Source organism: Terribacillus sp. DMT04, from assembly GCF_019056395.1.
Classification (GTDB): domain Bacteria; phylum Bacillota; class Bacilli; order Bacillales; family Amphibacillaceae; genus Terribacillus; species Terribacillus aidingensis_A.
In genome coordinates, this window is the sequence record NZ_CP077639.1 from 1,028,655 (window position 1) to 1,052,239 (window position 23,585).

Genomic DNA, 23,585 nt, shown 5'->3' on the forward strand with positions numbered 1-23,585 from the left:
TTCATATATTCTAAGACGAGCTTAGGGGGAATATAGATGCGGGAGTTACAAAAGAAAACAGCATTGATTGCCGTTTTACTGCAGACAGTACTTAATATCACGTTAACCATCCTTGCGATGATTCTGGTTGTTTTTCTGTTGAAGAAGACAGTATTTATTTTTGATGTGCTGCTAATACGGAACGAAGAAGTTACGTATTTTTATCTTGCAGAAGGAATTTTAGTTTATTTTCTTTATTTTGAGTTTATTAGTTTGATTATTAAATACTTCACCCATGATTATCATTTTCCACTGCGATACTTCATTTACATCGGTATTACAGCCATCATCCGGTTGATTATTATTGATCATGAAAACCCGCTGACCATTTTGTTATATGCGATGGCTATCGTACTTCTCGTATGTGCGCTGCTCATTGCCAATCATTCTAATATAAAAGGAAATGAAGAGCTGGATTGATTCAGATAGTCAGCGTAACAATTTAACCGTGCTGGCATAATATGATACACTCTATTATGGATTAGGAAGCATTGTCGTCAGAAAGGAAGAGAATCGAATGATCAATCGTAAAAGTACGCGTGAAATAGAAATGATGCAAGCGGCGGGTAAGCTGCTTGCTGCTATTCATAAAGAAATCCGCAAAATGATAAAACCTGGTATTACAACGATGGAAATCGACCAATTTGTAGAGAGTTATTTGGAAAAGCATGGTGCAACTGCTGAACAGAAAGGCTATAATGGCTACGCTTATGCCACATGTGCTTCCATTAATGATGAAATCTGCCACGGATTTCCAAGAAACGAGCCATTGAACAATGGCGATATTGTAACCATAGATATGGTTGTCAACTTAAATGGCGGATTAGCTGATTCTGCTTGGACTTATGCTGTTGGAGAAGTCAGCGAAGCAGCCGAGCGTTTGCTTGAAGTAACAAAGAATTCCTTATACAAGGGAATTGAGAAGGCACTTCCTGGTTCTCGCATTGGTGATATTGGGCATGCGATTCAGCAATATGCGGAAGCTGAAGGTTATTCTGTCGTACGTGACTTTACTGGACATGGTATTGGACCGACAATCCACGAAGATCCGCATATTCCGCATTTTGGCTTGCCGAATAAAGGACCGCGTTTAAAGGAAGGCATGGTTATCACCATTGAACCGATGCTCAATATCGGAGAATGGGGCAGCCAGATGGATGCTAACAACTGGACAGCACGTACGATTGATGGATCGCTGTCTGCTCAATATGAGCATACGATTGTTATTACGAAAGAGGGCCCTGTTATCCTGACAGATCAAGATGAGGAATAAAATGAAATAAGAAGCTGGGACAAAACTGTTTAAGCTATATAAAAATCCAAACAATACTGCAATTAAAAGCAGTATTGTTTGGATTTTGCATTGTAAAGGAATAGGAGAGCATCGCTTCGGAAATACACTCCGCTTTCCTGCGGGTGGCTGGGGAGCCTCCTCGTGCAAAAAGCGCTACCCTAGCCTTCCTCCCGCGGGAGTCTCCGTGTATTTCTACCCTGATTCTTGTTATGAGGACCCTTACTAGTATAAAAAGAATACGTAGACTCCTCGAAATAAAAAGCGATTTTCTTGTCGGCATCTACTTCAAAAGCCATTCTTGTTCGACGATAACAGCTAAATTTGGAAAGTAGCTGCCGTCTGAGGGCTGCATTAAAAGTATGGACCTAGTCATCATTCGCTTTTAGGATGAATTAATCTTGTTTTGTCACAGCCTCTTCTTTCTATGGTTCGATGTGAATGAATGTATGGAATATATCATGCTTCTTAACGAGCAGCTTTTCCAGTCTTTCGGTGATGGCATGTCCTTGGGCAACATTAAGGGAGGCATCTACTCGGATAATTACATCAACAAGCGATTGATTTCCATGCAATCTTGCTTTAATTTCTACAACCTCCAACACATCTTCATCCTGCACAATTGTATGACGTATTTTTAATAACCTGTCCACATCATAACCATCCGTAAGCGAATAGGTCGCATCATAGAAAATATCCCATGCTGTTTTACAAATTAACACCCCAACAATGAATCCCGCCAGCGGATCTAGCCAATAATAACCGAACTGGGCTCCAAAAATGCCGATAAATGCGCCAATACTAACCAGTCCATCTGAACGGTTATCTTGCGCGGCAGCCATTAGAGCAGGACTTTGAATGCGTTTTGCTAAAGCTAAATTATAGCGATATACTGCCCACATAACGAATGCTGATCCTAAAGCAGTCCAGCCTGTCAGCATGTCCGGCTGCACATAATCGGGCTGCATGAGCCGCTCTAGTGTATCAAGTAACACATGAAGACCGACGGAAATCATTATAAACGCAGCAACAAGTGAAGCAATTGTTTCTGCCCGGAAGTGACCATACTTATGATCCAAGTCAGGTGGTTTACGTGAGATTCTTAATCCAGCCAGTACAGCGACAGAAGCAACAACGTCTGTAGTGTTGTTCAGGCCATCTGCCAGCAGGGCATCTGAATCACCGATGTAGGCAACGATTAATTTAATAAATGAAAGCACCAAGTAAGCTGCGATGCTAAGCATTGCTCCTTTCTCGCCTGCTTTAAGGTTATCATACTGGCCCATATGTAAAGATTCCTCCGATCTCATTCCGGAGCAGGAAAGATTACTGCATGTCCAGAATGGGTACAAGATAATACATTATATTCTTCCATTACATCAATATACGAAGGGGTTGGAAAAAAATGAACCAGGAAAAAGTTATTATCGAAGGCAGCTTGGAAGGGATGCGCTTTTACAAAGAACTGGACATCGTAATCGACCCCGGGGAAGTTACTCCCGAGCAAGCAATCATTCGTTTTTATGAAAGCGACGCAGAGAGTTTTGACATGCTGGCCAGAGAACAAGGCTGGCGCAATTGTTATTGGACTTATATGGATCAGGCAGATCTGCTGCAGGCGAATTGATCCCAGCCGTTGTGCCGGGATTTTTTATTTGGATAAAAAGTACCTGCTTTGCAAATGATAGGAGTAGTTTGCGAAAGGCAGGAGACAAGTTCATGGCCACAACTAAAAAGACATCGAACAGCAGTTCACCAAAAAACATGCGCTGGGCAATTGTTGCATTGGCATCCATTCCGCTGATTATGACACTCGGAAATTCCATGCTCCTTCCAGTACTTCCATTAATGGAAGATGAATTGGGGATAAGCAAGTTACAATCAAGCTTTATCATTACATTCTATTCAATCGTAGCCATTATTTTCATCCCAGTTGCTGGTTTTTTATCCGATCGATTTGGGCGGAAGGTCGTCATTTTGCCTTCTTTGATAATCGCTGGCGCAGGAGGACTGATCGCGGGAATCTTTTCAGTAGTCAGCGAAAGCCCGTACCTTTGGATTATGATTGGCCGAATACTGCAAGGGGTAGGTGTGGCCGGGGCCGCACCAGTTGTATTGCCGCTTGTTGGAGACATGTTCGAAAAAGAAGAAGATGTCAGTGCTACACTTGGTATAGTTGAAACTGCTAATACGTTGGGGAAGGTGTTGAGTCCTGTACTGGGAGCGCTTCTGGCAGGATTTCTCTGGTATCTGCCTTTTTATGCAATTCCTGTATTTTGCGCTATCTCTTTTGCCCTCGTACTCTTTCTCATTAAAAAACCGAAAGATGACAAGAAGGGAAATGACTTTAAAACGTTCCTGGAAAGCACAAAAGCAACCTTTCACAAGCATGGCGGCTGGTTAACGGCAATCTTCCTGATAGGCGCAATTCTTATGTTTATTCTCTTTGGTATTCTTTTCTATTTGAGTACAGTTCTAGAAGAAAAATATGGCATGCACGGTATCGTGAAAGGAGCAGTTCTGGCAATTCCGCTTGCTGCGCTGTGTCTGGCATCCTATTTGACAGGGAAGTGGATTAAAAGCAACGCCAAACTGATGAAATGGATTACGTTTACTGGTATTGTTTGTGCCGGAGTTATCACAATCGCTTTGTACTTTTCAAAAGATGTCATCTTTATGATGGCTGTGTTCCTTATTGCTGGTATTGGAATAGGAGCAGGGCTGCCTTGTCTGGATTCTCTTATCACAAGCAATATGGAGAAAGATGTACGAGGTACAATTACGGCCCTATTTAGTGCGATGCGGTATGTCGGCGTAGCTGCTGGTCCGCCTGTTGTTGCGCTGCTCTTACAAACAGAGCTTATCTGGCTTATCGTCACGTTTAGCAGTACAGCTTTTATTGCTGCATTATTAACATTGAAATTCATCAAACCCCCTGATCCAAAAGATCACAAGCACCATCCAGTTCCGCATTTACACTAATTTAACGAACAAGTCAGAAAATTGTTGCAAAATTGATGTATATCCAGCATAATGAAAAAAAGGAACCAGGGGGAATTGTTCCATGAAAAAGCATAAAGTTGTCTACCGTCTGCAAAGAACGAATCGAAAGCGTTCTTATGTATCTGCTAAACGAGAGATTGCGTATGAAGTGAAACTTGCTGCTAAACTTATGCTGGATGAATTTCTTTTTACTTGGAACAAGAACAGACTAGAAGCCCAAATCAATGACAGCATTGATCAAAATGATCAAGAGCTGTTCGAGGAATTAAGTGCCGCATACCGACCTTACACATGGGAATAATTATATATAAGAAAAGTACCCGTTGTGCTGTGGACATGACGGGTCTTTTTGTGTGCGAAATAAATGTACGGCTATGCTATAATAATTACATAATAGAAGTAACGCAGAGGAGAAATTTGAAATGAAGCGTTTGATGTTGTTTGCTGTCCTAAGTGCCGTGCTCGTAGCAGCCGGCTGTCAAGACCAGCAAACAAGCCAGAAAGAGAATACGAACGAAACAAAAACAACAGAGAAGCAGGCGGAGAATCAGCAGGCAGATCAGGCAGCGGAAGAAGAAGCAGCCGTTGAGGAAGAACCGGTAGAAACAAAGCCCGATCAGCATCAGCAGGAAGCAGACGATGTTATCGGAACAATTGAGAAACCAGTCACTGTCGATAATCCAGATAGCATAGAAGTGGTTGTTAACAAGACAAGACAGTTCCCAGATGGATGGGCACCAAAGGATCTTGTGGAGCCTGATGTACCATTTTACTTTAACGAACATATCGAGAAAAGAAAGATGCGCAAAGAAGCTGCTTCTGCACTGGAGGAACTATTCGATGCCGCGCAAAAAGACGGAATGGAGCTCGTGGCAGCAAGCGGATACCGCTCAGAAGCTCGACAAAAGCAAATTTATGAAAATAATGTCGCTTCACAAGGCCAGGAAGAAACAGATAAAGTGTCATCAAGACCAGGCCGCAGCGAGCATCAATCTGGTTTGGCAATCGATTTAACATCCGCCGAGATGGCACTTGCGCTGGAAGAGACGTTTATTAATACGGACGAAGGAAAATGGCTGGCAGATCATGCCTATGAGCATGGTTTTATCGTACGCTATCCAAAAGGAAAAACAGATATTACAGGATACAGTTATGAGCCTTGGCATATTCGTTATGTCGGAAAAGATCTTGCAAAACAGATACATGAAGAGGGCGTAACATTAGAAGAACATTTTCAAATGGAATCTGATTTAAAGAGCTGAAAAAGAGCCACTGCCTTAAAGAAGGCGGTGGCTCCATATTTATGTGATGGGAGGTCACATACTAATTCAGCGGCATAAAGATGCCTAAAACTTACTTGTCAAATTGTGCTTGTAATTACTGCACCTAGCTAACTCATCTGTGTACGAATTCAATTTGATTTTAACATATTGTAAGGAAGATGGGTAGTGAATTTATTAAATTTTTTCAAAAATGAAAAGATACATAACCTTATATCGCAGAAGCCGCAAAAATGCAGATTATTTGGTACAATAGGGATGTCTGATGAAGAAAATAACAGCTTTTAAAAAATGCATTTGGAGAGGGGAACGTCATCATGGAATTTCGTGTAGAAAAAGATACGATTGGTGAAATTCAGGTACCAGCTGATAAATTTTGGGGAGCGCAGACGCAGCGAAGTAAAGAGAATTTCCCAATTGGTACAGAAACAATGCCGAAAGAAATTGTATACGCTTTCGCATTACTCAAAAAAAGTGCGGCAAAAGCTAATTGTGCACTCGGTCTTTTAGAGCAAGATAAAAGTGATGCGATCGGCTATGCGGCTGACCAAATTATAACGGGCGATCTGGATGCTCATTTTCCGCTTGTTGTTTGGCAGACGGGCAGTGGTACCCAATCGAATATGAACGTGAATGAAGTTATTGCATTCGTCGGTAATAAGTGGCTAGAGGAACAAGGTAAGGAAACAAGGCTTCATCCGAATGATGATGTTAATAAATCACAAAGCTCCAACGATACGTATCCTACAGCACTACATATAGCTGCTGTGGCGCAGTTGGAAGATATAGTCTTGCCTGCGCTGGAACAGCTTAAGACGACGCTAAAAGATAAGTCCGCAGCTTATCAAGATATCGTGAAGATTGGACGTACACATTTACAAGATGCAACGCCACTTACGCTTGGGCAGGAGATTAGCGGCTGGCATCGAATGCTGGAGAAATCTGAGCAGATGATTCGTACAAGCCTTCCGTACATCCAAGAACTAGCGATTGGCGGAACAGCTGTTGGAACGGGATTAAATGCACATCCTGCATTTTCGGAAAAGGTGTGCGAAGAATTGGCTGCTGCTACAGGCAAAGCCTTCCGCTCTGCAGAAAACAAGTTCCATGCACTAACAAGTCATGATGACATTGTGTTTGCACATGGTGCACTAAAAGGCTTGGCTGCCGATATGATGAAGATTGCCAATGATGTCCGCTGGCTGGCAAGCGGACCGCGCTGTGGTATCGGTGAGATTGAGATTCCGGCTAATGAGCCTGGTAGCTCAATTATGCCTGGGAAAGTAAATCCAACGCAAAGTGAAGCAGTTACCATGGTAACAGTGCAAGTGATGGGGAATGATGCAGCAATTGGTTTTGCAGCAAGTCAAGGGAATTTTGAATTGAATGTATTCAAGCCTGTTATTGCTTATAACTTTATTCAATCGGCACAGCTTTTAGCGGATAGTATGCTTTCCTTTAATGATCGCTGTGTTGTAGGGTTGGAGCCGAATCGAGAAAAGATTGACAAGAACTTGCAGAATTCCTTAATGCTCGTAACCGCTCTCAACCCGCATATTGGTTACGAAAATGCAGCAAAGATTGCTAAGAAAGCTTTCGCAGACAATACGACATTAAAAGAAGCAGCTGTGGCGAGCGGTCTTTTAACAGAGGAACAATTCGATTCCTATATTAAACCAGAAGAGATGACGTACCCGAAATAAGGGTTTCCATGTTTGACCAGAAGTTCCATTATATAAGTCTGATAAAAAACACCTTCTTGCTCAAACTATAGGCATAGGAGGTGAACAAACATGGCGAACAACAACAGCTCAAACGAATTGCTAGTACCTGGCGTACAACAAGCTCTTGATCAAATGAAATTCGAAATCGCACAAGAATTTGGTGTTTCTCTAGATGGTAACGAAACATCTCGTGCAAACGGTTCTGTCGGTGGAGAAATCACAAAACGTCTTGTAGCGACTGCACAGCAGCAGCTTAACGGCGGACAACAATTCTAATTTTATATCTGAATGGCTGAAGGGGCACCTACTAGGTGTCCCTTTCTTGTGGGTATTGGCACAACGATGCTCGCGTTGCATTTCGCTCGCTGGACCACAGTGTAATCAAGGAAGCATCAAAAACTTTACATATTCTGAATGGCAAAGTAAAGAGCAAAGGCATCTTGAAATCTTCGGATATCCAATCCTGTGCGTTCTGTTAATTTCTCTAATCTGTAATGAAGGCTGTTTCGGTGGATAAACAGCTTTTTAGCGGTCAGTGTTAAATTTTGGTTGCAGGCAAAGTATGTTTGAATAGTCCGCAGCAGTTCCTCGTCTGTATCTATACCTTGCAGGATATGCTGCACGATGTAATTCCGGTCTGTGTTCGGCAGCAGCGTACTTAGAAGCTGCGGAATGCTGTCGTGAAAATGAAGGACATGTTTAGCAGAGTAAGGCGGCATCTGTTTGTAAGCGGCATGCAGCCACGCATATTGAACTGGTGCATCTTCCAAAGAAGCAAGCCACGGACTGACAAAGAGGCGGAGAGAAACAGATAAATCATACATCACCACATCCACCACCTCCTCGTAGGAGATAGACTCTTTCTGGCGGCTTTCAATTAGTAAACCGGATTGCCGATTATACCAAACACAGGCAAGCGGGTAATCGCTCAGGCTGTCCATTGCTTCTCTGAAAACATCAGCACTGATATAGCCATCTAGATGAAAGAAAATAAACCGGCAGCCACTAGCATACAGCGGATCTGTACGAAAGTTGTTTGTGTCTTTTATGCCGTGAAGCAAATTATACCAGTCGGTATCTCTGCTTGATCCTCGCGGGACAGTGATGGGGGAACCGAGATGATGGAGTAAAACGAGTTCACGCTCATTCAGCTGCTCCTTTGGGAACCCGATAATATCTCCATCTTCTAAGCGAAACCAATGATAATTTTCCATATCAAGCATTTCCGTACTAGCAGCTCTTATGATGCCCGAAATCATTTTTTCCAGTTCATCCAGCATATGTACCTCTCCTATTCATACAGACAGTTTCTTTGTAATTGGTGTTAATTGTATTATACTAAAACCGAAGAAAACAGAAAGGTCGATAAAACATGAATAGTGGAGATATTTGGTTGATATTAACTATGGCGGCAGTAGGAGCACTGATCGGGGGAGTTACAAATCATTTAGCGATCAAAATGCTGTTCAAGCCTCACCGCGCCATTTATATAGGAAAATGGAGGCTGCCTTTTACACCGGGATTGATTCCGAAACGCAGAGATGACCTAGCGCGTTCCTTAGGAAAAACGGTCGTGGAGCACTTGCTTACACCCGCAGGCATGCAGGCGAAACTGCGAGATATAGATTTTCAAGACAAAGTAGATGCAGGGGTACAGCGGGAAGTTCTTCGCTTCCTTCGTTCTGAACGGACAGTCAGACAGCTGCTTGCGGATATGAAAGTTAAGTTGGAAGCTGAAACGCTTTATACAAAAGCGGCAGCTCTTGTAAGGGAACAATTGCATCAGCATGGAGACAAGGAGCTGGGCAGTTTACTTCCCGAAGAACTAAAGCGAAGGAAAGAAGCTGCCGCAGCTTATGCTGCTTCGCATATTCAGCAAATGCTGCTTTCTTATGTCGACAGTTATGATGGCCGCAGAAAAATACAGGATCTTGTTCGCAGTTTCTTGCAAGGTAGAGGTTTTCTCGGCAGTATGCTGTCTTCCTTCATGGATCCTAATAGTGCCGCAGATAAAATCCAGCCGGTTATTACAGAATCAGTAGGGTCTGAGGGGACGAATCGTTGGTTGCAACAGCTGTTGACCGGAGAAATGGATAAACTTTTAAACAGAAAGATAAACGATGTAACGCATGCAATTGGACAAGATACCGTGGAAGAAGGAATAAAGCAGCTGATCGAACACGCTATTCCATTGGACCAGTTACTTGATACACCGCTTTCTGTGTATACGAAGCCAATCCAAGATGATGTGTTGTCAGAAAAAGTATCGTTGCTTGTGCATCGGTTGCTTGAGCGGCTAGCAGGGCAGGTTCCAATTCTTATGGAGCAGCTGGAGCTTGCAAAAATGGTTGAACAAGAGGTATCTGGCTTTCCGCTGGATCGTGTCGAAGACCTTGTACTGGCGATATCCAAACGAGAGTTCAAACTCATCACGTATCTTGGCTTTCTGTTAGGCGGTATTATCGGCATTGTCCAAGGTATTATCGCACTGTTTATCTGATAGCTTGAACTATACAGCGGTTCGCTTGTTTGTTATAGTGGAACTTGAGTAAATTTGAGGAGGTACGTACCCATGGCTAATATGTACGATCATGCGTATGAACTAGAAAAAGCAATTCGTGAAAGTGAAGAATTCCAAGGCTTGAAAGCCGCTTATGATACGGTAATGAACGATTCTTCTTCTAAACAGATGTTTGAGAATTTCCGTAATGTTCAGCTGGAACTTCAGCAGAAGCAAATGCAAGGACAAGAAATTACAGAAGAAGAAGTACAGCAAGCACAAAGCGTTGTGCAAGTAGTACAGCAAAATGAATCCATTGCAAAATTGATGGAACAAGAACAACGTTTGAATGTTGCAATCAATGATATCAGCCGTATCATCACAAAGCCTCTAGAAGAGCTTTACGGTCAATCAGAAGAGCAATAATATAAAAGAACTCCTTGCTATGACAGCAAGGAGTTCTTTTATATTTACAAACCGAACGTGCATTCGCAGATTGTGCATGCTACTATAGAATTAAAAAACGGAAAGGGATGCCTATGCTGCCAAAATTAACGTTTATCCATGCCGCTGATTTGCATCTGGATAGCAAAATGGAAGGTTTGACCGCTGCACACCCTGCGATGAAAACGCGTCTTCAAGAAAGTACATTTGAGGCGTTGCAACAACTAGTACAATATGCTATTACGTTACAAGTTGATTTTGTCTTACTGGCTGGAGATATTTTTGATTCTAACAGACAGTCGCTGAAGGCATTGGTTGCGCTGCGCGAAGCATGCAAAGAACTGCAAGCTGCGCAAATTGCTGTATACATGCAATATGGCAACCATGATTATACCGGGAATAAACCAGTGATGAGATATCCGGACAATGTACATATATTTCAATCTGAGCAAGTAGAGACGTTTATTCATTCAAAAAATAATGTGCCTGCAGCAGCTATTCATGGATTCAGTTATACTGCTCGTCATGTGAAAACGAGGGTCAGCAAACAGTATCAATCTATGGGAGATAATATATATCAAATTGGCATGCTGCATGGAAGTATCATGACAGGCGGACCGGAAGATGTTTATGCACCTTTTACGATAGAGGACTTAAAACAAGCCGACTTTGATTATTGGGCGCTCGGCCATATACATAAACGAGAAATACTGACAGAGCAGCCGCCCATCGTATATCCCGGCAACATGCAAGGCAGACATCGTAAAGAGACAGGCGAGAAAGGCTGTTATTTGGTCGAATTGGAAGGACAGGCCAGTACCCTGACGTTTCTTCCTTTACAAGCTATCCGGTTTGAAGAAGTGACCTTTTCTGTGAAAGAAGGCTGGGCATTATACGAAGCAGAAGCCAGATTAATGGAAGCAAGTGCTGCGTGGGAGGAAATGTACGGTCATGTGGTATTATATGTGCACTTTCATGGAGCGGCCGACCCGCTTGTGAAATGGCAGCAGGAGAATCAGCTGGAGGAGCTGATTGATATGGTCAATGAACAGCAAATGCAGCTTGGCAGGTTAACGGTACTGGCAGGATTTACCGTACAGGTAGAATTTGAATTGGATGAAGAGAAGCTCTTGGAACGGAATGATTTTACTGCCACCTTGTTTTTCCGCTCGTACAAGACGGAGGATATCAAACGCAGCTTGGATGAGCTCATGGCAAATCGTCAGTTCCGAAAAATCAAGCATGCATATACCGAAGAAGAGATGCAGGAGCTAGCAGGTGAAGCGAAACAGCTTCTGCTTCAAACCGTCATGGAGGTAGAATGAACATGCGTATTAGCGGCGGACACATTTATGATTTTGGTAAACTGCATGATTTTACTTTTGACTTCGCTGACCAATCGCTTGTCATCGTGCATGGCGAGAACGAAACAGGAAAATCCACGTTAAAAGCTTTTCTCATCTATATACTTTTCGGCATGCGCCCACGTGAGCTGCAGCGGTATCTGCCAAGAACTGGCGGAACACCAGGCGGCAGACTCAAGCTGCTCTTTCCGGAAGGGGAAGTGATGGTGGAACGCATCCAAGACCGACATAATGGACAAGCAGTTTGTTATACAAAAGCAGACCAAAAAGATCAGCAATGGCTGGAACGGCAGCTTGGCGGGCTAGATGCTGCCGTATACAAGCAAGTATTTACGCTGGACACTGAAACACTGTCATCTTTGCAGCTTACAAATAAAGAACAGCTAGGTCGAGTTCTGCTTGAAGCAGGACAAGCTGGTACAGCAGCCATTCACAAATTAGAGAAGAAGCTGCTTCAGGATTTACAGCAGCTCTATCGCCCGCAAGGCAGAAAACCAGAAATCAATTCCATGCTGCGTGCGTTTGCTGAACAGGAACAACATGTACGACAACTGCATAACAAGGAAGAGACTTACTTGCCAGACAAAGAAAAACTGCAGGAAACAGCAGCTAAAATAGTGGAACTGCAAAATGAAAAAGCAGACTTGCGCAGACAAATCCCTATACAAAAACAATCTTTGCAAGCTGTTCCTTGGTTAAAAAAAGCCATTTTATCAAGAGAGCAATTACGTCAACTCGAACATATAGAAGCCTTTCCGCCAGATGGAATGAAGCGTATGCAAGAATTGCAGATCCAACTGCAGCCTTTGGAAGCACAGGCGCATGTACAGCAGCAAGAAGCGGAACGATTGAACAATGATTTGCTATCGATAGAAGAGCAGCAGATTGAGGAAGCCGCCTATTACCAATTACAAAAACTGATAGAACGCTCCGACTGGCGAGGACAGTTTGCGCGGCTGGAAAAACTGCAGGAAACAGCAGCTAAACTGCAGATGGAAGCAAGAGCTAGAAAGCTTCATTATGCATTTCCGGAACGTTACACCAGTAATATGTACAGAGCGGAAACAAAAGAGCAGTGGCGGCTTTTGCGCGAACAAGTTATGATTCACAACGCTGAACGAGAACATACAGAGAAAGCGGTCACGGTAAAAAAACAAGAAATAGACAAAGTTAATACTTTTCAGGAAAGACTGCAGCAAAACCTTATTCCAGAGAAGGAATATCGACAGCTGCATGATCAGAGAGACCATGACAACTTGCATTCTCCAAGTGCTAATGAACGCTTCGCTATAAAAATGCAAGTGATCTTGTCTATTCTGCTCGCTGGAAGCGGGATAATAATGACTAGCTGGATTTTGGCGGCCAGCGGTATTATTCTTCTTGGTGGTGCATTATTGTTATGGCGGCTGGAAAAGAAAAATACAACTGTTCAATCTGAAACATCTTCTTATGTGGAGGAAAAGGTAAGAGAGCAGCAAGAACTGCGGCTCAGGTGGCGTCAGCTGGAGGAACAGCGTCATCCTTTAGAAGTACAGCTTGCTGATCTGCAGCAGGAGCAAAACATGCAGTTTTTAGCCTATCAGAAACTGAATGCCCAAGAAACCGCACATATGGAACGTTATCCTTTTCTACAAGCTATACCGCTGTCTGACTGGGAAAAAGCAGTGCGGGAATGGGAATGGAAGGAGCAGCTGGATCAAGAAATACAAAGAGTAAATCATGAGCTGGAACAACTGCAGTGCACCTACACATCTGTCGTGGAACAAGCAGGCACAATCGTCGGCTTATCCGAATCACTACCAACACGAGAGATTATGCAGGAAGCAGAATATGTAATGGAAAGGCAGCGAAAGCTAAGGCATGGCAAAGAGCAGCTGTTAGTACAAACAGCAGACATCCGGCATCGAATGGGAACGTTGGCAGAGCAACTCAACCCCTTGAGAGAACAAAAAGCAATGCTGCTTGCTGCAGTCGGAGCAGAGGACGACAAGCAATTCCAGAACTTATCGGAACTTTATCTGAAAAGAAAACAGTTAGAAGCAGATGTACAGCACTATGACATGCAAGCACGATCATTTCTGCCTGAAGAAGAATTGGCTGCAGAAGAGCCTGACTGCTTGCAAGAAGAAGCAGAGCGGAAAATTGCCGAACTGGAAACAAAGCTGGAGGCTGTTGAAGAAGAATTAGATGTATGTCGAAAGCAAGTGGCTATGCTGGAGTTCAACCTTGCTGCTATTGAATCGGATACAGCTGCTTCAAGTGCATATCATGAGCTGCAGTACCAAAGGCAGGAGCTGCTTTCCGCTGGTCGCAAGTGGATGGTAAGGAAACTGGCATTTGATATGCTGCTCCAGACAAAGAGAGCATTTCAAGAAGATCGATTTCCGGACGTATTAGCGGAAGCTTCTCGTCTTTTCTCGAAAGTGACTACTCATTATGAGCAATTATTATTAACAGAGTCAGGGAGCTTAGTTGTAAAGGATTGTCACGGCAGAGAATTTTCAGTCGAGTCTTTATCAAATGGAACGGTGGAGCAGCTTTATCTTTGTTTGAGGTTGGCACTTTCGAGGAAGATAGGAAGCATACAAGCTTTTCCGTTATTAATTGATGATGCATTCAGTCATTCAGACCAAAAAAGAAGGGCAATGTTTTACAGCATTCTTCAAGAAGAGAAAAATGCACAGCAGTTTATATTATTCTCATGGGAAGAACCGGCAGCAGAGCTATCACAGCAAGCAAAAGTGCTTTGCCTGAAAAAAATGCAAGAAACTTATCAGTAAACGTTTAGCAGTCGCAAAAAAACGTTAATGATGGTAAACTTATAGGATAAAAAATTGGATTATTGTAAGCTGGAGGGACGGGCATTGCCGAGTAATGAAGAAAATTGGGCTAAGTATGAGGAATCGATTGAAAAATTCATACAAGTCATCGCCAAGAATATGAATTTGTACGGAATCACCTCATCTGTCGGCCGTCTATATGGAGCTCTGTATTTTGCAGGTCGCCCAATGACATTGGATGATATGAGAGATGCTTTAGAAATGAGCAAAACGAGCATGTCAACAGGCGTACGCGCATTAGCAGAGATGAAGATGGTGGAACCTGCTTATAAGAAGGGTATGCGCAAAGATTTATACAAATCAGAGGAAGACTGGTACAAGTCATTTACAGCTCTCTTCGGAAATAAATGGGAGAAAACAACACAATCTAACTTGGAAGAAGCAGAAGAGACGATTGAAGAGCTGCATCAGCTGAAGGAAGAGTCAGATGACCCGGAGCTTCGTCAGCAAATTGAGCAGGATATAGACCGTCTTTTATATGCTTGTGATTACTATACATGGCTTCTGCGATTTTTACATGTTGTAGAATCCGGAGAGATATTTAAGTACGTTCCAAAGCCGCCAAAGAGATAAGCTTTTGGAATGAAACGTAAACGCCCTTGCTAGTATAGTAAGGGCTGTATTTATGAGGGAGGAGAAAGACGTTGAAAAAAGGGATTGGATATTTTCAAGTAGGAGACAAATTCGATAGCTATTTACTAATCAAACAAGCAGACAAAGCAGTAGCAAGTAACGGGAAAGCTTTTCTTACCTTAATACTTGGAGATGATACCGGGGATATAGAAGCAAAGCTGTGGGATGCTTCACCTGCGGATGAACAGCGGTATCAAGCTGACCAGGTCATTAAAGTACAAGGTGAAGTGAATGCATTTCGCGGCAGACTGCAGCTGAAAATCCAAGCCATTCGTCTGGCAGAGCCAAATGACGGGGTGCATCCGCATGATTTCGTCAAACGGGCGCCACTCTCGAAAGAGCAGTTATTAGAAGAACTCACTTCTTTCATTTTTGAAATGGAGAATCCGAACTTGCAGCGAATCACACGCTATTTTCTTTCTAATTATCAGGAAGACTTGCTGGCATTCCCGGCAGCAGTTCGCAATCACCATGAATTTGTATCAGGTTTGGCATTTCACGTTGTGTCAATGCTTCGCATTGCACGAGAGCTGAAAAACCTTTACCCCGAAATCAATAAAGATTTGCTGTATGCTGGCATTATTCTTCATGATATTGGTAAGCTGCGGGAATTATCAGGTGCTTCTAATCCCTCTTATACAGTAGAGGGCAAGCTAATTGGCCACATTTCCATTATGTCAGATGAGATAGCCAAAGCTGCTCGGGAGCTGAAAATAGAAGCAGAAGAAGTAATGGTGCTGCAGCATATGATCTTAAGTCATCATGGCAAAGGCGAATGGGGAAGTCCAAAGCCGCCGCTTGTCCGAGAGGCAGAGCTGCTGCATATCATTGATTTAATTGATGCAAAAATGAATACCTTGCAGCGGGTGATGGATAAAGTCGCGCCAGGAGATTTCTCTGAACGTATTTTTTCAATGGAAAACCGCAGTTTCTATAAACCTGCTTTTGAACGGGAATAAATAGAGAGAGTAATAGAATAGAGGGAGAATATGAGATGGAAAGATTGGGATCGTAACCTGAAAATCCGCTTGTTTGGAGAAGCAATGATGCACTTTTTGTTTTGGGCGTATTTTCCATTTATGACGATATTTTTTCAAGATGCGTTCGGGAAAGGACGTGCCGGGGTCTTGCTCATGTTTTCGCAAGCCCTTTCCGTACTGGCTAGCTTAGTAGGCGGATATTGTGCGGATCGATTTGGCAGGAGAAAGATGATGAGTATTGCAGTGGCTGGTCAATCCATCACTTTTCTCGTGTTTGCATTTGCCAATTCTCCTTGGCTGTCATCATCAGCCCTGACTTTCTTGGCATTTAGTTTACTTGGTATATGGAGTGCTTTGTATTGGCCGGCATCGCATGCCATGGTGGCAGATGTAGTCAAGGAGAAACATCGGGCTTCCGTATTTGCAGTCTTTTATACAAGTCTTAATATTGCCGTTGTAGTTGGACCGCTAATTGGTACGATATTATTTTATTCTTACCGGTTTCAGATGCTGCTTGCTGGATTTGTACTTACTAGTATCTTATTCGTTATTATGCAAATGTTTATCAGAGAGACAGTTCAGGAACAGAAGCAAGCGAAAGCTGACCACGGAACCTGGTATAAAGCAGTATGGCGCGAGCTGCAAACGTATCGGCTTATCGCTCAGGATCGTACTTTCCTGCTCTTTATTGTTGCTGGGGTCCTCGTTGCGCAAACCTTTTTACAGCTGGATATTCTAATTGCTGTTTATACAAGTGAGGTTATCGCCAATCAGACTATCTTTGCTATTGGTGATTTTAGGATGCAAGTAGGTGGAAAGCAAGCATTTTCACTAATCTTGGCTCTTAACGGCTTATTAGTCGCTTTACTTACTGTATATATAACGAAACTGGTCACGAAGTTTCGGATTGCACGTGTCTTCGTTGCATCTAGTATTGCGTATGCAGCCGGTATTTTGTTATATGGATTGACCGAAAGCTTCTGGATCTTTGTCATTGCGATGGTTTTGTTTACTATGGGAGAACTGATGGTAGTTGGGCTGCAGGAAAGCTTTGTGGCAACATTGGCGTCAGAGGAGAGCCGTGGACAGTATTTTTCAGCTGCAAGCTTGCGGTTTACGCTTGGTAAGCTGCTGGCTCCGCTAAGTCTCGTATTGGTGAGTTATATTAGCTATCGGCTGACGTTTACAATTCTTGCTGTGTTGGCTTTGCTTAGTGCTTTCGTCTATCAAGCGATGTTCAAACGCTATCACAAAGAACAGCGAGCCTCTGCTTAACGTTGGCATAATTGCTTGTCCTATAGCATAGATATTAGCCAATAGGACAAGGAGGAATGAATAATGCCAGATATACCGATGTGGGTCATGCTCGTCTTTCTTTGTATGATAGGCAGCGGCTTCATGGCATTCCGAACGCAGCGGCACGATTACCAAACAGAGCAGCAATACATCGAGCGGGAAGGAAATGTCTATATGGAGCGAATGGAAGAGGAGCGAGCTAAACGACATACACAAGTAAATACGCATGAAAAAGACCGAAACGAATGACGTTTCGGTCTTTTGCTTGTATTAGCCAGCTGTTGTGGGAGCAGCTGTCATATTATCAATCAAATCTTCGTACTGTTCAATTTTAATATCGAAATCAGCATCTTTTAGTAATTTATTGATTTTTTCTTGCTGTTCAGCAGAGTCAACTTTTTGAACGGCAAGTTCTGTCTTAATTTGCTCTTTTTCTTCTTCTAGTGAGCCAACTTCATTTTCTGTATCACGTTTGTCATCCAAACGGATAATATGCCAGCCGAAGCTGCTTTCCACAGGTTCACTGATTTCACCTTTATCCAAGGCATATGCTGCATTTTCAAAAGCTGCATCCATTGTGCCAGCGCTAAACCAGTCTAAAGAGCCATTCGCTTCAACTGTTCCAGTATCTGTAGAGTACTCTTCAACGAGTTTATCCCACTCTTCTCCGTCGTCAAGCTTCTTTTTCACTTCTTTTGCAGTATCTTCATCCGCTACAAGAATATGACTTGCATTAAGATCTGTCTTCATATGGTCATAGCGAGTTTGGATTTCCTCATCCGTAACTTCAACCCCATCAGCGATAGCTTTTTGCTGAAGCAAGCTTGTTTTCACTTGTTCACGGAAAGCATCTTCATCACTGTAACCTGCTTGCTGAAGAACAGAATCAAATGAATCACCATATTGATCTTTTAATTTGTTAACTTGTTCGTCAATCTGTTCTTTGTCCACGTCGTATTTATCATCAAGGGCTTTCTCAAGCACCATTGTCTGCAATACTGATTCGCCGTATTTGCCACTCAATTCTTGATAATAGTCTTCCTTGGAAATGTCCCCAGCTTTTGATTCTACCACTGTCTCACCGGAACCACATGCTGATAGTGCGACAACGCTTGTCGCGAATACTGCAGCGATAGCCAATTTCTTCATGTAAATAAACACTCCTAATCCACTTGAATTTGAATGGCGGCTTGTCCGCCGTTTCCCCATAAGACAATATATCACATATCAGATACGAAAAGGCAACCTATGGGGGCAATTCCACAGTTTTTCCATATGTAAAAACGCTCCTAATACGGAGCGTTACTTTGTTAATATATCATAACTCTTCTCTGTACCGGAAATGACACATTTACGCGGTGCTTGCAGCAGGTTGCATAAATAGAAGCCATCGGAGAATGTCATAGCCGCATTCACACTAAGAAGAAGCAGAAAATAAATCGGCATCGTGTTTGAAAGTACAGCAGCTATAAACAAAGGTATTGTTATTAAAACAGTTGGCATAATTAAAGAAAAGAAAGGAATAAGACGGCTGGTTTCCGTTCTTACTTTAAAATGAAACATTGGCGTGCACTGGCCAATCCAATGCAGTCTGTATATACAGCTTTTTTTGGTCAGCCAAAAAGGTATCAAATGTGAGATACTATGGATAAAAGGAAGTATATAAATAGATAGCATGCTTAACAATAAATGTGTTTCTTTCATCTTAAAATTCGGATGGATCAGCGTCAGCATCGGGTAAAGTATAATGAATGTCAAAGTTCCTATGAGAGTGGATACAAGTAGAATTCGGTGTTTCCCGAGATCTTTGTTGACGTTGACACTTCTCCAGCAGTTCATAGTTCATAGCTCCCTTCGGTCATCTAGAAAATTGCGGTGAGCCTTCGTCACTTATGAGATATTAGTACGTTTTAATGGGAAAATCAATAGCTTTCCTAGAAATTTTACTTTAAAATAAAGAGACAAGTTACGATCGTGCAAATCGGTCAGTTTTAAAGACAAAGGAAGCGTTTTTATGGAGGAAGAAAAAAAGAGTACGCTGTCTTTTCATTTGCAGTTAATTGCAGAGACAGGTGTGTTAGACAAATATCCTTTTCGGAAGCTTCTCATTGAACGCAATGTAAATGAGGAGGAGTATGCTGCTGTCTTACAATTGTTTCAGCGATTAAACAAGTTATTTCTGGAACAAAAAGAGGAAGGCTTGCTCGATTACACGTCACTTTTACTAGAATTTGTCGGCATGCTGCCGGAAAAGCTTCATTATTGGGAGGTGCTATTGGCACTTCGTGAGGAAAAAGAAGATGATACATACAAAAATCTGGTAGATGAACTAATCTTACTGGATATGAAAAACCGCTATTAGCTCTGGCTAATAGCGGTTATTTTTTTAAGTATACCTGCTGCTTGTTCGTGAAATTGTAAGCTGGCAGATAGTTTCTCCTGCATCTGCAGCCGTTGCGGATTATTTTTCGGTATTGCCTGCTTGAATTGCTCCATCACTTCCACTTGCCGCGTGGTCTGCGTATGCCACTGTTTTACTTGAAGCGTCATCAATTTCTTGTATACTGAATTGGCGCTAGTATAATAGTCCTTCCTTTCACCTTTTACCCACACTCGTTCAACAAGTCCTAAGTGAGATAAATTGCGGATAGCTATATTGACAGCAGTTTTGCTTTTTCCAATTAAATTAGCCATTTGATCTAATGTCTGCGAAGAGTTTTCTACATATAAAACGGCAAGCAGCCGTGCTTCTGTAGGTGATAAACGGAACAGCTCTCCGGTCCGCGTTAATTCCATGATGAGAGAATCGTACAATGAGTTTTGCGCTTTCATTTATCAGAGTCCCCCCTTTGTTTCTTTATATATATTATCCGTATGTAAAGCTTACATGAAACTTTTGCAGAAAGGAAATATCTCTTAATAAAGCATTATAGAGTAAATCAAAGGAATTCAAAGCAAACATTCCATTTAGTGCGTACAGTATATTCTGTACGTACTAAATGTTCAGTAATGACGCTTCATCACGTTTGATTTGTTTTTAGTTTATGTTTAGAATTAATTGAGTCGAAACATAGTAATGGGTAATTGTTCCTTATTGTTACAGGAACATGACAGAAAACTAATGAAAAAGAGGTGAATACTGTGCCAATCATTCAAGTAAATAATCTCTCTAAAGTGTTTGGAAAGAATACGAAGGCCGCACTTCAGTTGGCTGAATCTGGAAAAACAAAGGAAGAGATACTAAAAGAAACAGGGAGCACAGTTGGGGTTAATCGCGCTTCATTTGAAGTGGAAGCAGGAGAGATATTTGTCATCATGGGTCTTTCAGGCAGCGGTAAATCCACTTTAGTTCGTTTGATTAACCGATTGATTGAACCAACAACCGGAGATGTCTTCATCGAAGGGGAAAATCTTGCGAAAATGGATAAAAAAGAGCTTCGCCGCGTGCGTCGGGAAAAGCTAAGTATGGTATTTCAGCGTTTCGGGCTGTTTCCGAACAGAACAATCTTGCAAAACGCGGAATATGGACTGGAAGTGCAAGGCGTAGATAAGCAAGAAAGAGCGGAGAAAGCAAAGAAATCCTTGGAGCTAGTTGGCTTAGGCGGTTATCTGGAACAGTATCCAGGACAGCTATCCGGAGGAATGCAGCAGCGTGTTGGTCTTGCGCGAGCACTTGCGAATGATCCAGAGGTCTTACTTATGGATGAAGCATTTTCTGCATTAGATCCGCTTATCCGCAAAGATATGCAGGATGAATTACTTGATCTTCAAGAATCAATGAAAAAGACCATTCTGTTTATCACGCATGATTTAGATGAAGCACTTCGAATCGGAGACCGCATTGCTTTAATGAAAGACGGTAATATTGTGCAGATCGGAACACCAGAAGAAATTCTCATGAATCCGGCTAACAGCTACGTTGAGAAATTTGTTGAGGATGTAGATCGTGCGAAAGTACTGACTGCTCATCAGATTATGAAACGTCCAGAAACAATTAATATTGATAAGCATGGTCCACGTGTTGCGTTAGAAAGGATGCGAGAAGCTGGATTGTCCAGTATTTTTGTTGTCGATAGCAAACGTACGCTGCAGGGAATTATTACGGCAGATGCAGCGAATGAAGCACGCAAAAATGAAGTGACGAACTTATCGGAAATTATTCAGCGTGAAGTACCGACAGTAGAGAAAGATACACAGCTGCATGATTTGTTTGCTGTAATCCATGATTCGCCAGTTCCTCTAGCAGTAACGGAGAATGGCAAGCTATTAGGAATTATCGTCAGAGGTGCAGTTATCGGAGCACTTGCTGGTGAGGGTGAGGTGAACGTGAATGCTTAATTTTATGGACAATGTCGAATCGCTGCCAGTTGCAGACTGGGTAAGTGAATTCGTTGACTTACTAACAGATACATTTGCTTTTTTGTTTGATCCGATTAAAGAAGGATTAGGCAACTTCATGGACATGGTAACGCAAGGTCTTGATGCAATCCCGCCTGTAATCTTTATTTTAGTAATCGCTATCTTAGCATTCTTCATGACAGGGAAAAAGTTTGGTTTGGCGATATTCAGTATTGTTGGGTTGCTTTTCATCTGGAATCAGGAGTTATGGAGCGAATTGATGGACACATTTACACTCGTGTTAACAGCTAGTATTTTATGTGTCATCATTGGTATCCCAATTGGTATCTTAATGTCTAAGAGCAAGATTGCTGAAGCTATTATTACGCCAATACTTGATTTTATGCAGACAATGCCTGCATTTGTTTATCTAATTCCAGCTGTTGCATTCTTCAGTATTGGAGTGGTGCCTGGTATATTTGCATCATTGATCTTCGCTACACCGCCAACAGTTCGTTTTACAAACCTTGGTATACGCCAAGTATCCGATGAATTAGTAGAGGCAGCTGATGCGTTTGGTTCAACAGGGCCGCAAAAACTGTTTAAAGTTGAATTACCGATGGCGAAGTATACAATTATGGCTGGTATTAACCAGACAGTCATGTTGGCGCTATCAATGGTTGTTATCGCATCCATGATCGGTGCGCCTGGACTTGGCCGCGAAGTATTGTCATCTCTGCAACGCGCGCAAGTAGGGCCGGGATTTGTTGCTGGACTAAGTATTGTTGTGCTTGCAATCATCATCGACCGCTTTACGCAGAATGTTTATAAAGACAAATCCAAATAAGTAGAAATGCCTGTTACAGGCTTTCAATAAACGTAAGAAAAGGGGAGTTTCATTATATGAAGAAATGGAAAACATTGGGTGTATCTGCAGGGTTAGCTTTGACATTGGTAGCAGCAGGGTGCGGAAATGACGATTCTGCTTCTGGCAGCTTTAGTGAACAAGTTGATTATACGGTTACAGGTATTGAAGCTGGTGCCGGCGTAATGAAAGCGACAGAAAAAGCAATTGAAGATTATGATTCGCTAGAAGGCTGGACATTGCAGCCATCTTCCAGCGGTGCTATGGCGACAGAGCTAGGCAACGCTATTGAAGACGAAGAACCAATCATCATTACAGGCTGGACACCACATTGGATGTTCAGTAAATATGATCTGAAATATTTGGAAGATCCAAAAGGTTCTTTCGGTGAAGAAGAAACAATCAATACAATGACACGTCTTGGTTTTGCAGACGATATGCCTGATGCTAACAAAGTGCTAGATCAGTTTAACTGGACAACCGAAGATATGGGAGAAGTAATGCTGGAAGTTAGCGATGGTACAGATCCGGCTGAAGCGGCTCGCAACTGGGTAGACAACAACGCTGATAAAGTGGCTGAGTGGACAGAGGGCGTAGAGGAAGGCAGCGGAGACGTAAGCCTTGCATACGTAGAATGGGACTCTGAGGTAGCTTCTACAAATGTTATGAAAGTGGTACTTGATGACCTAGGATTCAATACAACGATTACGCCCATCGATAACGCTGTTATGTGGCAGTCTGTTGCACAAGGTGAAGCAGACGCAATGGTAGCAGCTTGGCTTCCAACAACGCATGGTGACTTGTATGACCAATACAAAGATCAAGTTGTTGACTTGGGACCAAACTTGGAAGGCGCAAAAACAGGTCTTGTCGTACCTGACTATGTAGATGCCGATTCCATTGAAGATCTTGAAGCAAAATAAAAGAATAACTGAAGAAACCTCTTCCATGCGGGAGAGGTTTCTTTGGATAGAAGAACGGCATGGTT

At 42.5% G+C, this 23,585-nt stretch carries 25 protein-coding genes; 20 read left to right on the forward strand and 5 right to left on the reverse strand.

From position 1 onward, the window contains the following. Positions 1-36 precede the first annotated feature (36 nt). Together psiE and map are read left to right on the forward strand one after the other, a co-directional pair. Positions 37-459 carry a phosphate-starvation-inducible protein PsiE gene (gene psiE / locus KS242_RS05545; RefSeq protein ID WP_217323365.1) on the forward strand — a complete coding sequence of 141 codons (423 nt, stop codon included), beginning with the start codon at positions 37-39 and terminating at the stop codon, positions 457-459. A gap of 97 nt (positions 460-556) precedes the next feature. Beyond that, positions 557-1,312, forward strand: coding sequence for a type I methionyl aminopeptidase (gene map, locus KS242_RS05550; RefSeq protein ID WP_217323366.1), 756 nt, complete (start codon positions 557-559; stop codon positions 1,310-1,312). 443 nt (positions 1,313-1,755) lie between these two features. Here the strand turns inward: map and KS242_RS05555 are convergent, their stop codons facing one another. Continuing rightward, positions 1,756-2,616: a cation diffusion facilitator family transporter gene (locus tag KS242_RS05555; RefSeq protein ID WP_217323367.1), complete on the reverse strand. Its 861-nt coding sequence runs from the start codon at positions 2,614-2,616 to the stop codon at positions 1,756-1,758. A gap of 119 nt (positions 2,617-2,735) precedes the next feature. On the opposite strand from KS242_RS05555, the gene KS242_RS05560 reads away from it, so the two are divergent. The 6 genes from KS242_RS05560 (at position 2,736) to KS242_RS05585 (ending at position 7,613) form a co-directional block, all read left to right on the forward strand. After that, positions 2,736-2,957, forward strand: a complete 222-nt coding sequence (locus tag KS242_RS05560; protein WP_217323368.1) for a hypothetical protein — start codon at positions 2,736-2,738, stop codon at positions 2,955-2,957. Positions 2,958-3,049: 92 nt separating this feature from the next. Next, on the forward strand, positions 3,050-4,312 hold the full coding sequence (locus KS242_RS05565) for an MFS transporter (RefSeq protein WP_217323369.1): 1,263 nt from the start codon (positions 3,050-3,052) through the stop codon (positions 4,310-4,312). 82 nt (positions 4,313-4,394) lie between these two features. Next, positions 4,395-4,634 (forward strand): IDEAL domain-containing protein, encoded by a 240-nt coding sequence (locus tag KS242_RS05570; protein WP_217323370.1) that lies wholly within the window; start codon positions 4,395-4,397, stop codon positions 4,632-4,634. A 121-nt stretch (positions 4,635-4,755) separates the two neighbouring features. Then, positions 4,756-5,595, forward strand: a complete 840-nt coding sequence (locus KS242_RS05575; RefSeq protein WP_217323371.1) for a M15 family metallopeptidase — start codon at positions 4,756-4,758, stop codon at positions 5,593-5,595. Between the two features lie 335 nt (positions 5,596-5,930). Continuing rightward, positions 5,931-7,316 carry a class II fumarate hydratase gene (fumC, locus tag KS242_RS05580; RefSeq protein ID WP_217323372.1) on the forward strand — a complete coding sequence of 462 codons (1,386 nt, stop codon included), beginning with the start codon at positions 5,931-5,933 and terminating at the stop codon, positions 7,314-7,316. 90 nt (positions 7,317-7,406) lie between these two features. Beyond that, positions 7,407-7,613 (forward strand): alpha/beta-type small acid-soluble spore protein, encoded by a 207-nt coding sequence (locus tag KS242_RS05585; protein ID WP_077310334.1) that lies wholly within the window; start codon positions 7,407-7,409, stop codon positions 7,611-7,613. A gap of 125 nt (positions 7,614-7,738) precedes the next feature. Here KS242_RS05585 and KS242_RS05590 read toward each other — a convergent pair whose 3' ends face one another. After that, positions 7,739-8,617, reverse strand: a complete 879-nt coding sequence (locus KS242_RS05590; protein ID WP_217323373.1) for a PucR family transcriptional regulator — start codon at positions 8,615-8,617, stop codon at positions 7,739-7,741. Positions 8,618-8,730: 113 nt separating this feature from the next. Here KS242_RS05590 and KS242_RS05595 point away from each other — a divergent pair, with 113 nt between their 5' ends. From KS242_RS05595 to KS242_RS05630, 8 genes are all read left to right on the forward strand, one after another. After that, positions 8,731-9,837, forward strand: a complete 1,107-nt coding sequence (locus KS242_RS05595; protein ID WP_217323374.1) for a DUF445 family protein — start codon at positions 8,731-8,733, stop codon at positions 9,835-9,837. 72 nt (positions 9,838-9,909) lie between these two features. Beyond that, the gene (locus tag KS242_RS05600) at positions 9,910-10,263 is read left to right on the forward strand and encodes a YlbF/YmcA family competence regulator (protein ID WP_097042380.1); all 354 of its coding nucleotides are present in this window, start codon (positions 9,910-9,912) and stop codon (positions 10,261-10,263) included. A gap of 113 nt (positions 10,264-10,376) precedes the next feature. Next, positions 10,377-11,606 carry a metallophosphoesterase family protein gene (locus KS242_RS05605; protein WP_217323375.1) on the forward strand — a complete coding sequence of 410 codons (1,230 nt, stop codon included), beginning with the start codon at positions 10,377-10,379 and terminating at the stop codon, positions 11,604-11,606. Further along, positions 11,603-14,425 carry an AAA family ATPase gene (locus KS242_RS05610; RefSeq protein WP_217323376.1) on the forward strand — a complete coding sequence of 941 codons (2,823 nt, stop codon included), beginning with the start codon at positions 11,603-11,605 and terminating at the stop codon, positions 14,423-14,425. Before KS242_RS05605 ends, KS242_RS05610 begins: the two co-directional genes overlap by 4 nt. 84 nt (positions 14,426-14,509) lie before the next feature. Next, positions 14,510-15,058: a GbsR/MarR family transcriptional regulator gene (locus tag KS242_RS05615; RefSeq protein ID WP_217323377.1), complete on the forward strand. Its 549-nt coding sequence runs from the start codon at positions 14,510-14,512 to the stop codon at positions 15,056-15,058. A 71-nt stretch (positions 15,059-15,129) separates the two neighbouring features. Continuing rightward, the gene (gene yhaM, locus KS242_RS05620; protein ID WP_217323378.1) at positions 15,130-16,077 is read left to right on the forward strand and encodes a 3'-5' exoribonuclease YhaM; all 948 of its coding nucleotides are present in this window, start codon (positions 15,130-15,132) and stop codon (positions 16,075-16,077) included. A 30-nt stretch (positions 16,078-16,107) separates the two neighbouring features. Next, on the forward strand, positions 16,108-17,373 hold the full coding sequence (locus tag KS242_RS05625; RefSeq protein ID WP_217323379.1) for an MDR family MFS transporter: 1,266 nt from the start codon (positions 16,108-16,110) through the stop codon (positions 17,371-17,373). Between the two features lie 63 nt (positions 17,374-17,436). After that, complete coding sequence (locus KS242_RS05630) at positions 17,437-17,643, forward strand: sporulation YhaL family protein (protein WP_217323380.1); 207 nt, start codon at positions 17,437-17,439, stop codon at positions 17,641-17,643. 21 nt (positions 17,644-17,664) lie between these two features. On the opposite strand, the gene KS242_RS05635 is transcribed toward KS242_RS05630, so the two are convergent. Together KS242_RS05635 and KS242_RS05640 are read right to left on the reverse strand one after the other, a co-directional pair. Then, positions 17,665-18,543 (reverse strand): peptidylprolyl isomerase, encoded by an 879-nt coding sequence (locus tag KS242_RS05635; RefSeq protein ID WP_217323381.1) that lies wholly within the window; start codon positions 18,541-18,543, stop codon positions 17,665-17,667. Between the two features lie 153 nt (positions 18,544-18,696). Then, a complete protein-coding gene (locus KS242_RS05640) occupies positions 18,697-19,233 on the reverse strand; it encodes a DUF3267 domain-containing protein (RefSeq protein WP_217323382.1) in 537 nt (178 codons plus the stop codon). 175 nt (positions 19,234-19,408) lie between these two features. Here KS242_RS05640 and KS242_RS05645 point away from each other — a divergent pair, with 175 nt between their 5' ends. Then, on the forward strand, positions 19,409-19,756 hold the full coding sequence (locus KS242_RS05645; protein WP_217323383.1) for a DUF1878 family protein: 348 nt from the start codon (positions 19,409-19,411) through the stop codon (positions 19,754-19,756). Here the strand turns inward: KS242_RS05645 and KS242_RS05650 are convergent. Next, positions 19,753-20,226 carry a GbsR/MarR family transcriptional regulator gene (locus tag KS242_RS05650; RefSeq protein ID WP_077310321.1) on the reverse strand — a complete coding sequence of 158 codons (474 nt, stop codon included), beginning with the start codon at positions 20,224-20,226 and terminating at the stop codon, positions 19,753-19,755. The two genes, KS242_RS05645 and KS242_RS05650, sit on opposite strands and share 4 nt — an antisense overlap. Before the next feature lie 309 nt (positions 20,227-20,535). On the opposite strand from KS242_RS05650, the gene KS242_RS05655 reads away from it, so the two are divergent. From KS242_RS05655 to KS242_RS05665, 3 genes are read left to right on the forward strand one after another with little or no spacing between them, the layout of a single operon-like run. Continuing rightward, a complete protein-coding gene (locus KS242_RS05655; RefSeq protein WP_077310320.1) occupies positions 20,536-21,732 on the forward strand; it encodes a quaternary amine ABC transporter ATP-binding protein in 1,197 nt (398 codons plus the stop codon). Further along, a complete protein-coding gene (locus KS242_RS05660; RefSeq protein WP_305852601.1) occupies positions 21,725-22,579 on the forward strand; it encodes an ABC transporter permease in 855 nt (284 codons plus the stop codon). The genes KS242_RS05655 and KS242_RS05660 overlap by 8 nt, the downstream gene beginning before the upstream one ends. Positions 22,580-22,635: 56 nt before the next feature. Continuing rightward, complete coding sequence (locus tag KS242_RS05665) at positions 22,636-23,520, forward strand: glycine betaine ABC transporter substrate-binding protein (protein WP_217323384.1); 885 nt, start codon at positions 22,636-22,638, stop codon at positions 23,518-23,520. Positions 23,521-23,585 lie beyond the last annotated feature (65 nt).

Coding starts and splice junctions, on each gene's coding strand:
- psiE (WP_217323365.1), top strand. CDS start 37: ATGCGGGAGTTACAAAAGAAAACAGCATTGATTGCCGTTTTACTGCAG.
- map (WP_217323366.1), top strand. CDS start 557: ATGATCAATCGTAAAAGTACGCGTGAAATAGAAATGATGCAAGCGGCG.
- KS242_RS05555 (WP_217323367.1), bottom strand. CDS start 2,616: ATGGGCCAGTATGATAACCTTAAAGCAGGCGAGAAAGGAGCAATGCTT.
- KS242_RS05560 (WP_217323368.1), top strand. CDS start 2,736: ATGAACCAGGAAAAAGTTATTATCGAAGGCAGCTTGGAAGGGATGCGC.
- KS242_RS05565 (WP_217323369.1), top strand. CDS start 3,050: ATGGCCACAACTAAAAAGACATCGAACAGCAGTTCACCAAAAAACATG.
- KS242_RS05570 (WP_217323370.1), top strand. CDS start 4,395: ATGAAAAAGCATAAAGTTGTCTACCGTCTGCAAAGAACGAATCGAAAG.
- KS242_RS05575 (WP_217323371.1), top strand. CDS start 4,756: ATGAAGCGTTTGATGTTGTTTGCTGTCCTAAGTGCCGTGCTCGTAGCA.
- fumC (WP_217323372.1), top strand. CDS start 5,931: ATGGAATTTCGTGTAGAAAAAGATACGATTGGTGAAATTCAGGTACCA.
- KS242_RS05585 (WP_077310334.1), top strand. CDS start 7,407: ATGGCGAACAACAACAGCTCAAACGAATTGCTAGTACCTGGCGTACAA.
- KS242_RS05590 (WP_217323373.1), bottom strand. CDS start 8,617: ATGCTGGATGAACTGGAAAAAATGATTTCGGGCATCATAAGAGCTGCT.
- KS242_RS05600 (WP_097042380.1), top strand. CDS start 9,910: ATGGCTAATATGTACGATCATGCGTATGAACTAGAAAAAGCAATTCGT.
- KS242_RS05605 (WP_217323375.1), top strand. CDS start 10,377: ATGCTGCCAAAATTAACGTTTATCCATGCCGCTGATTTGCATCTGGAT.
- KS242_RS05610 (WP_217323376.1), top strand. CDS start 11,603: ATGAACATGCGTATTAGCGGCGGACACATTTATGATTTTGGTAAACTG.
- KS242_RS05625 (WP_217323379.1), top strand. CDS start 16,108: ATGAGATGGAAAGATTGGGATCGTAACCTGAAAATCCGCTTGTTTGGA.
- KS242_RS05630 (WP_217323380.1), top strand. CDS start 17,437: ATGCCAGATATACCGATGTGGGTCATGCTCGTCTTTCTTTGTATGATA.
- KS242_RS05635 (WP_217323381.1), bottom strand. CDS start 18,543: ATGAAGAAATTGGCTATCGCTGCAGTATTCGCGACAAGCGTTGTCGCA.
- KS242_RS05640 (WP_217323382.1), bottom strand. CDS start 19,233: ATGAACTGCTGGAGAAGTGTCAACGTCAACAAAGATCTCGGGAAACAC.
- KS242_RS05645 (WP_217323383.1), top strand. CDS start 19,409: ATGGAGGAAGAAAAAAAGAGTACGCTGTCTTTTCATTTGCAGTTAATT.
- KS242_RS05650 (WP_077310321.1), bottom strand. CDS start 20,226: ATGAAAGCGCAAAACTCATTGTACGATTCTCTCATCATGGAATTAACG.
- KS242_RS05660 (WP_305852601.1), top strand. CDS start 21,725: ATGCTTAATTTTATGGACAATGTCGAATCGCTGCCAGTTGCAGACTGG.
- KS242_RS05665 (WP_217323384.1), top strand. CDS start 22,636: ATGAAGAAATGGAAAACATTGGGTGTATCTGCAGGGTTAGCTTTGACA.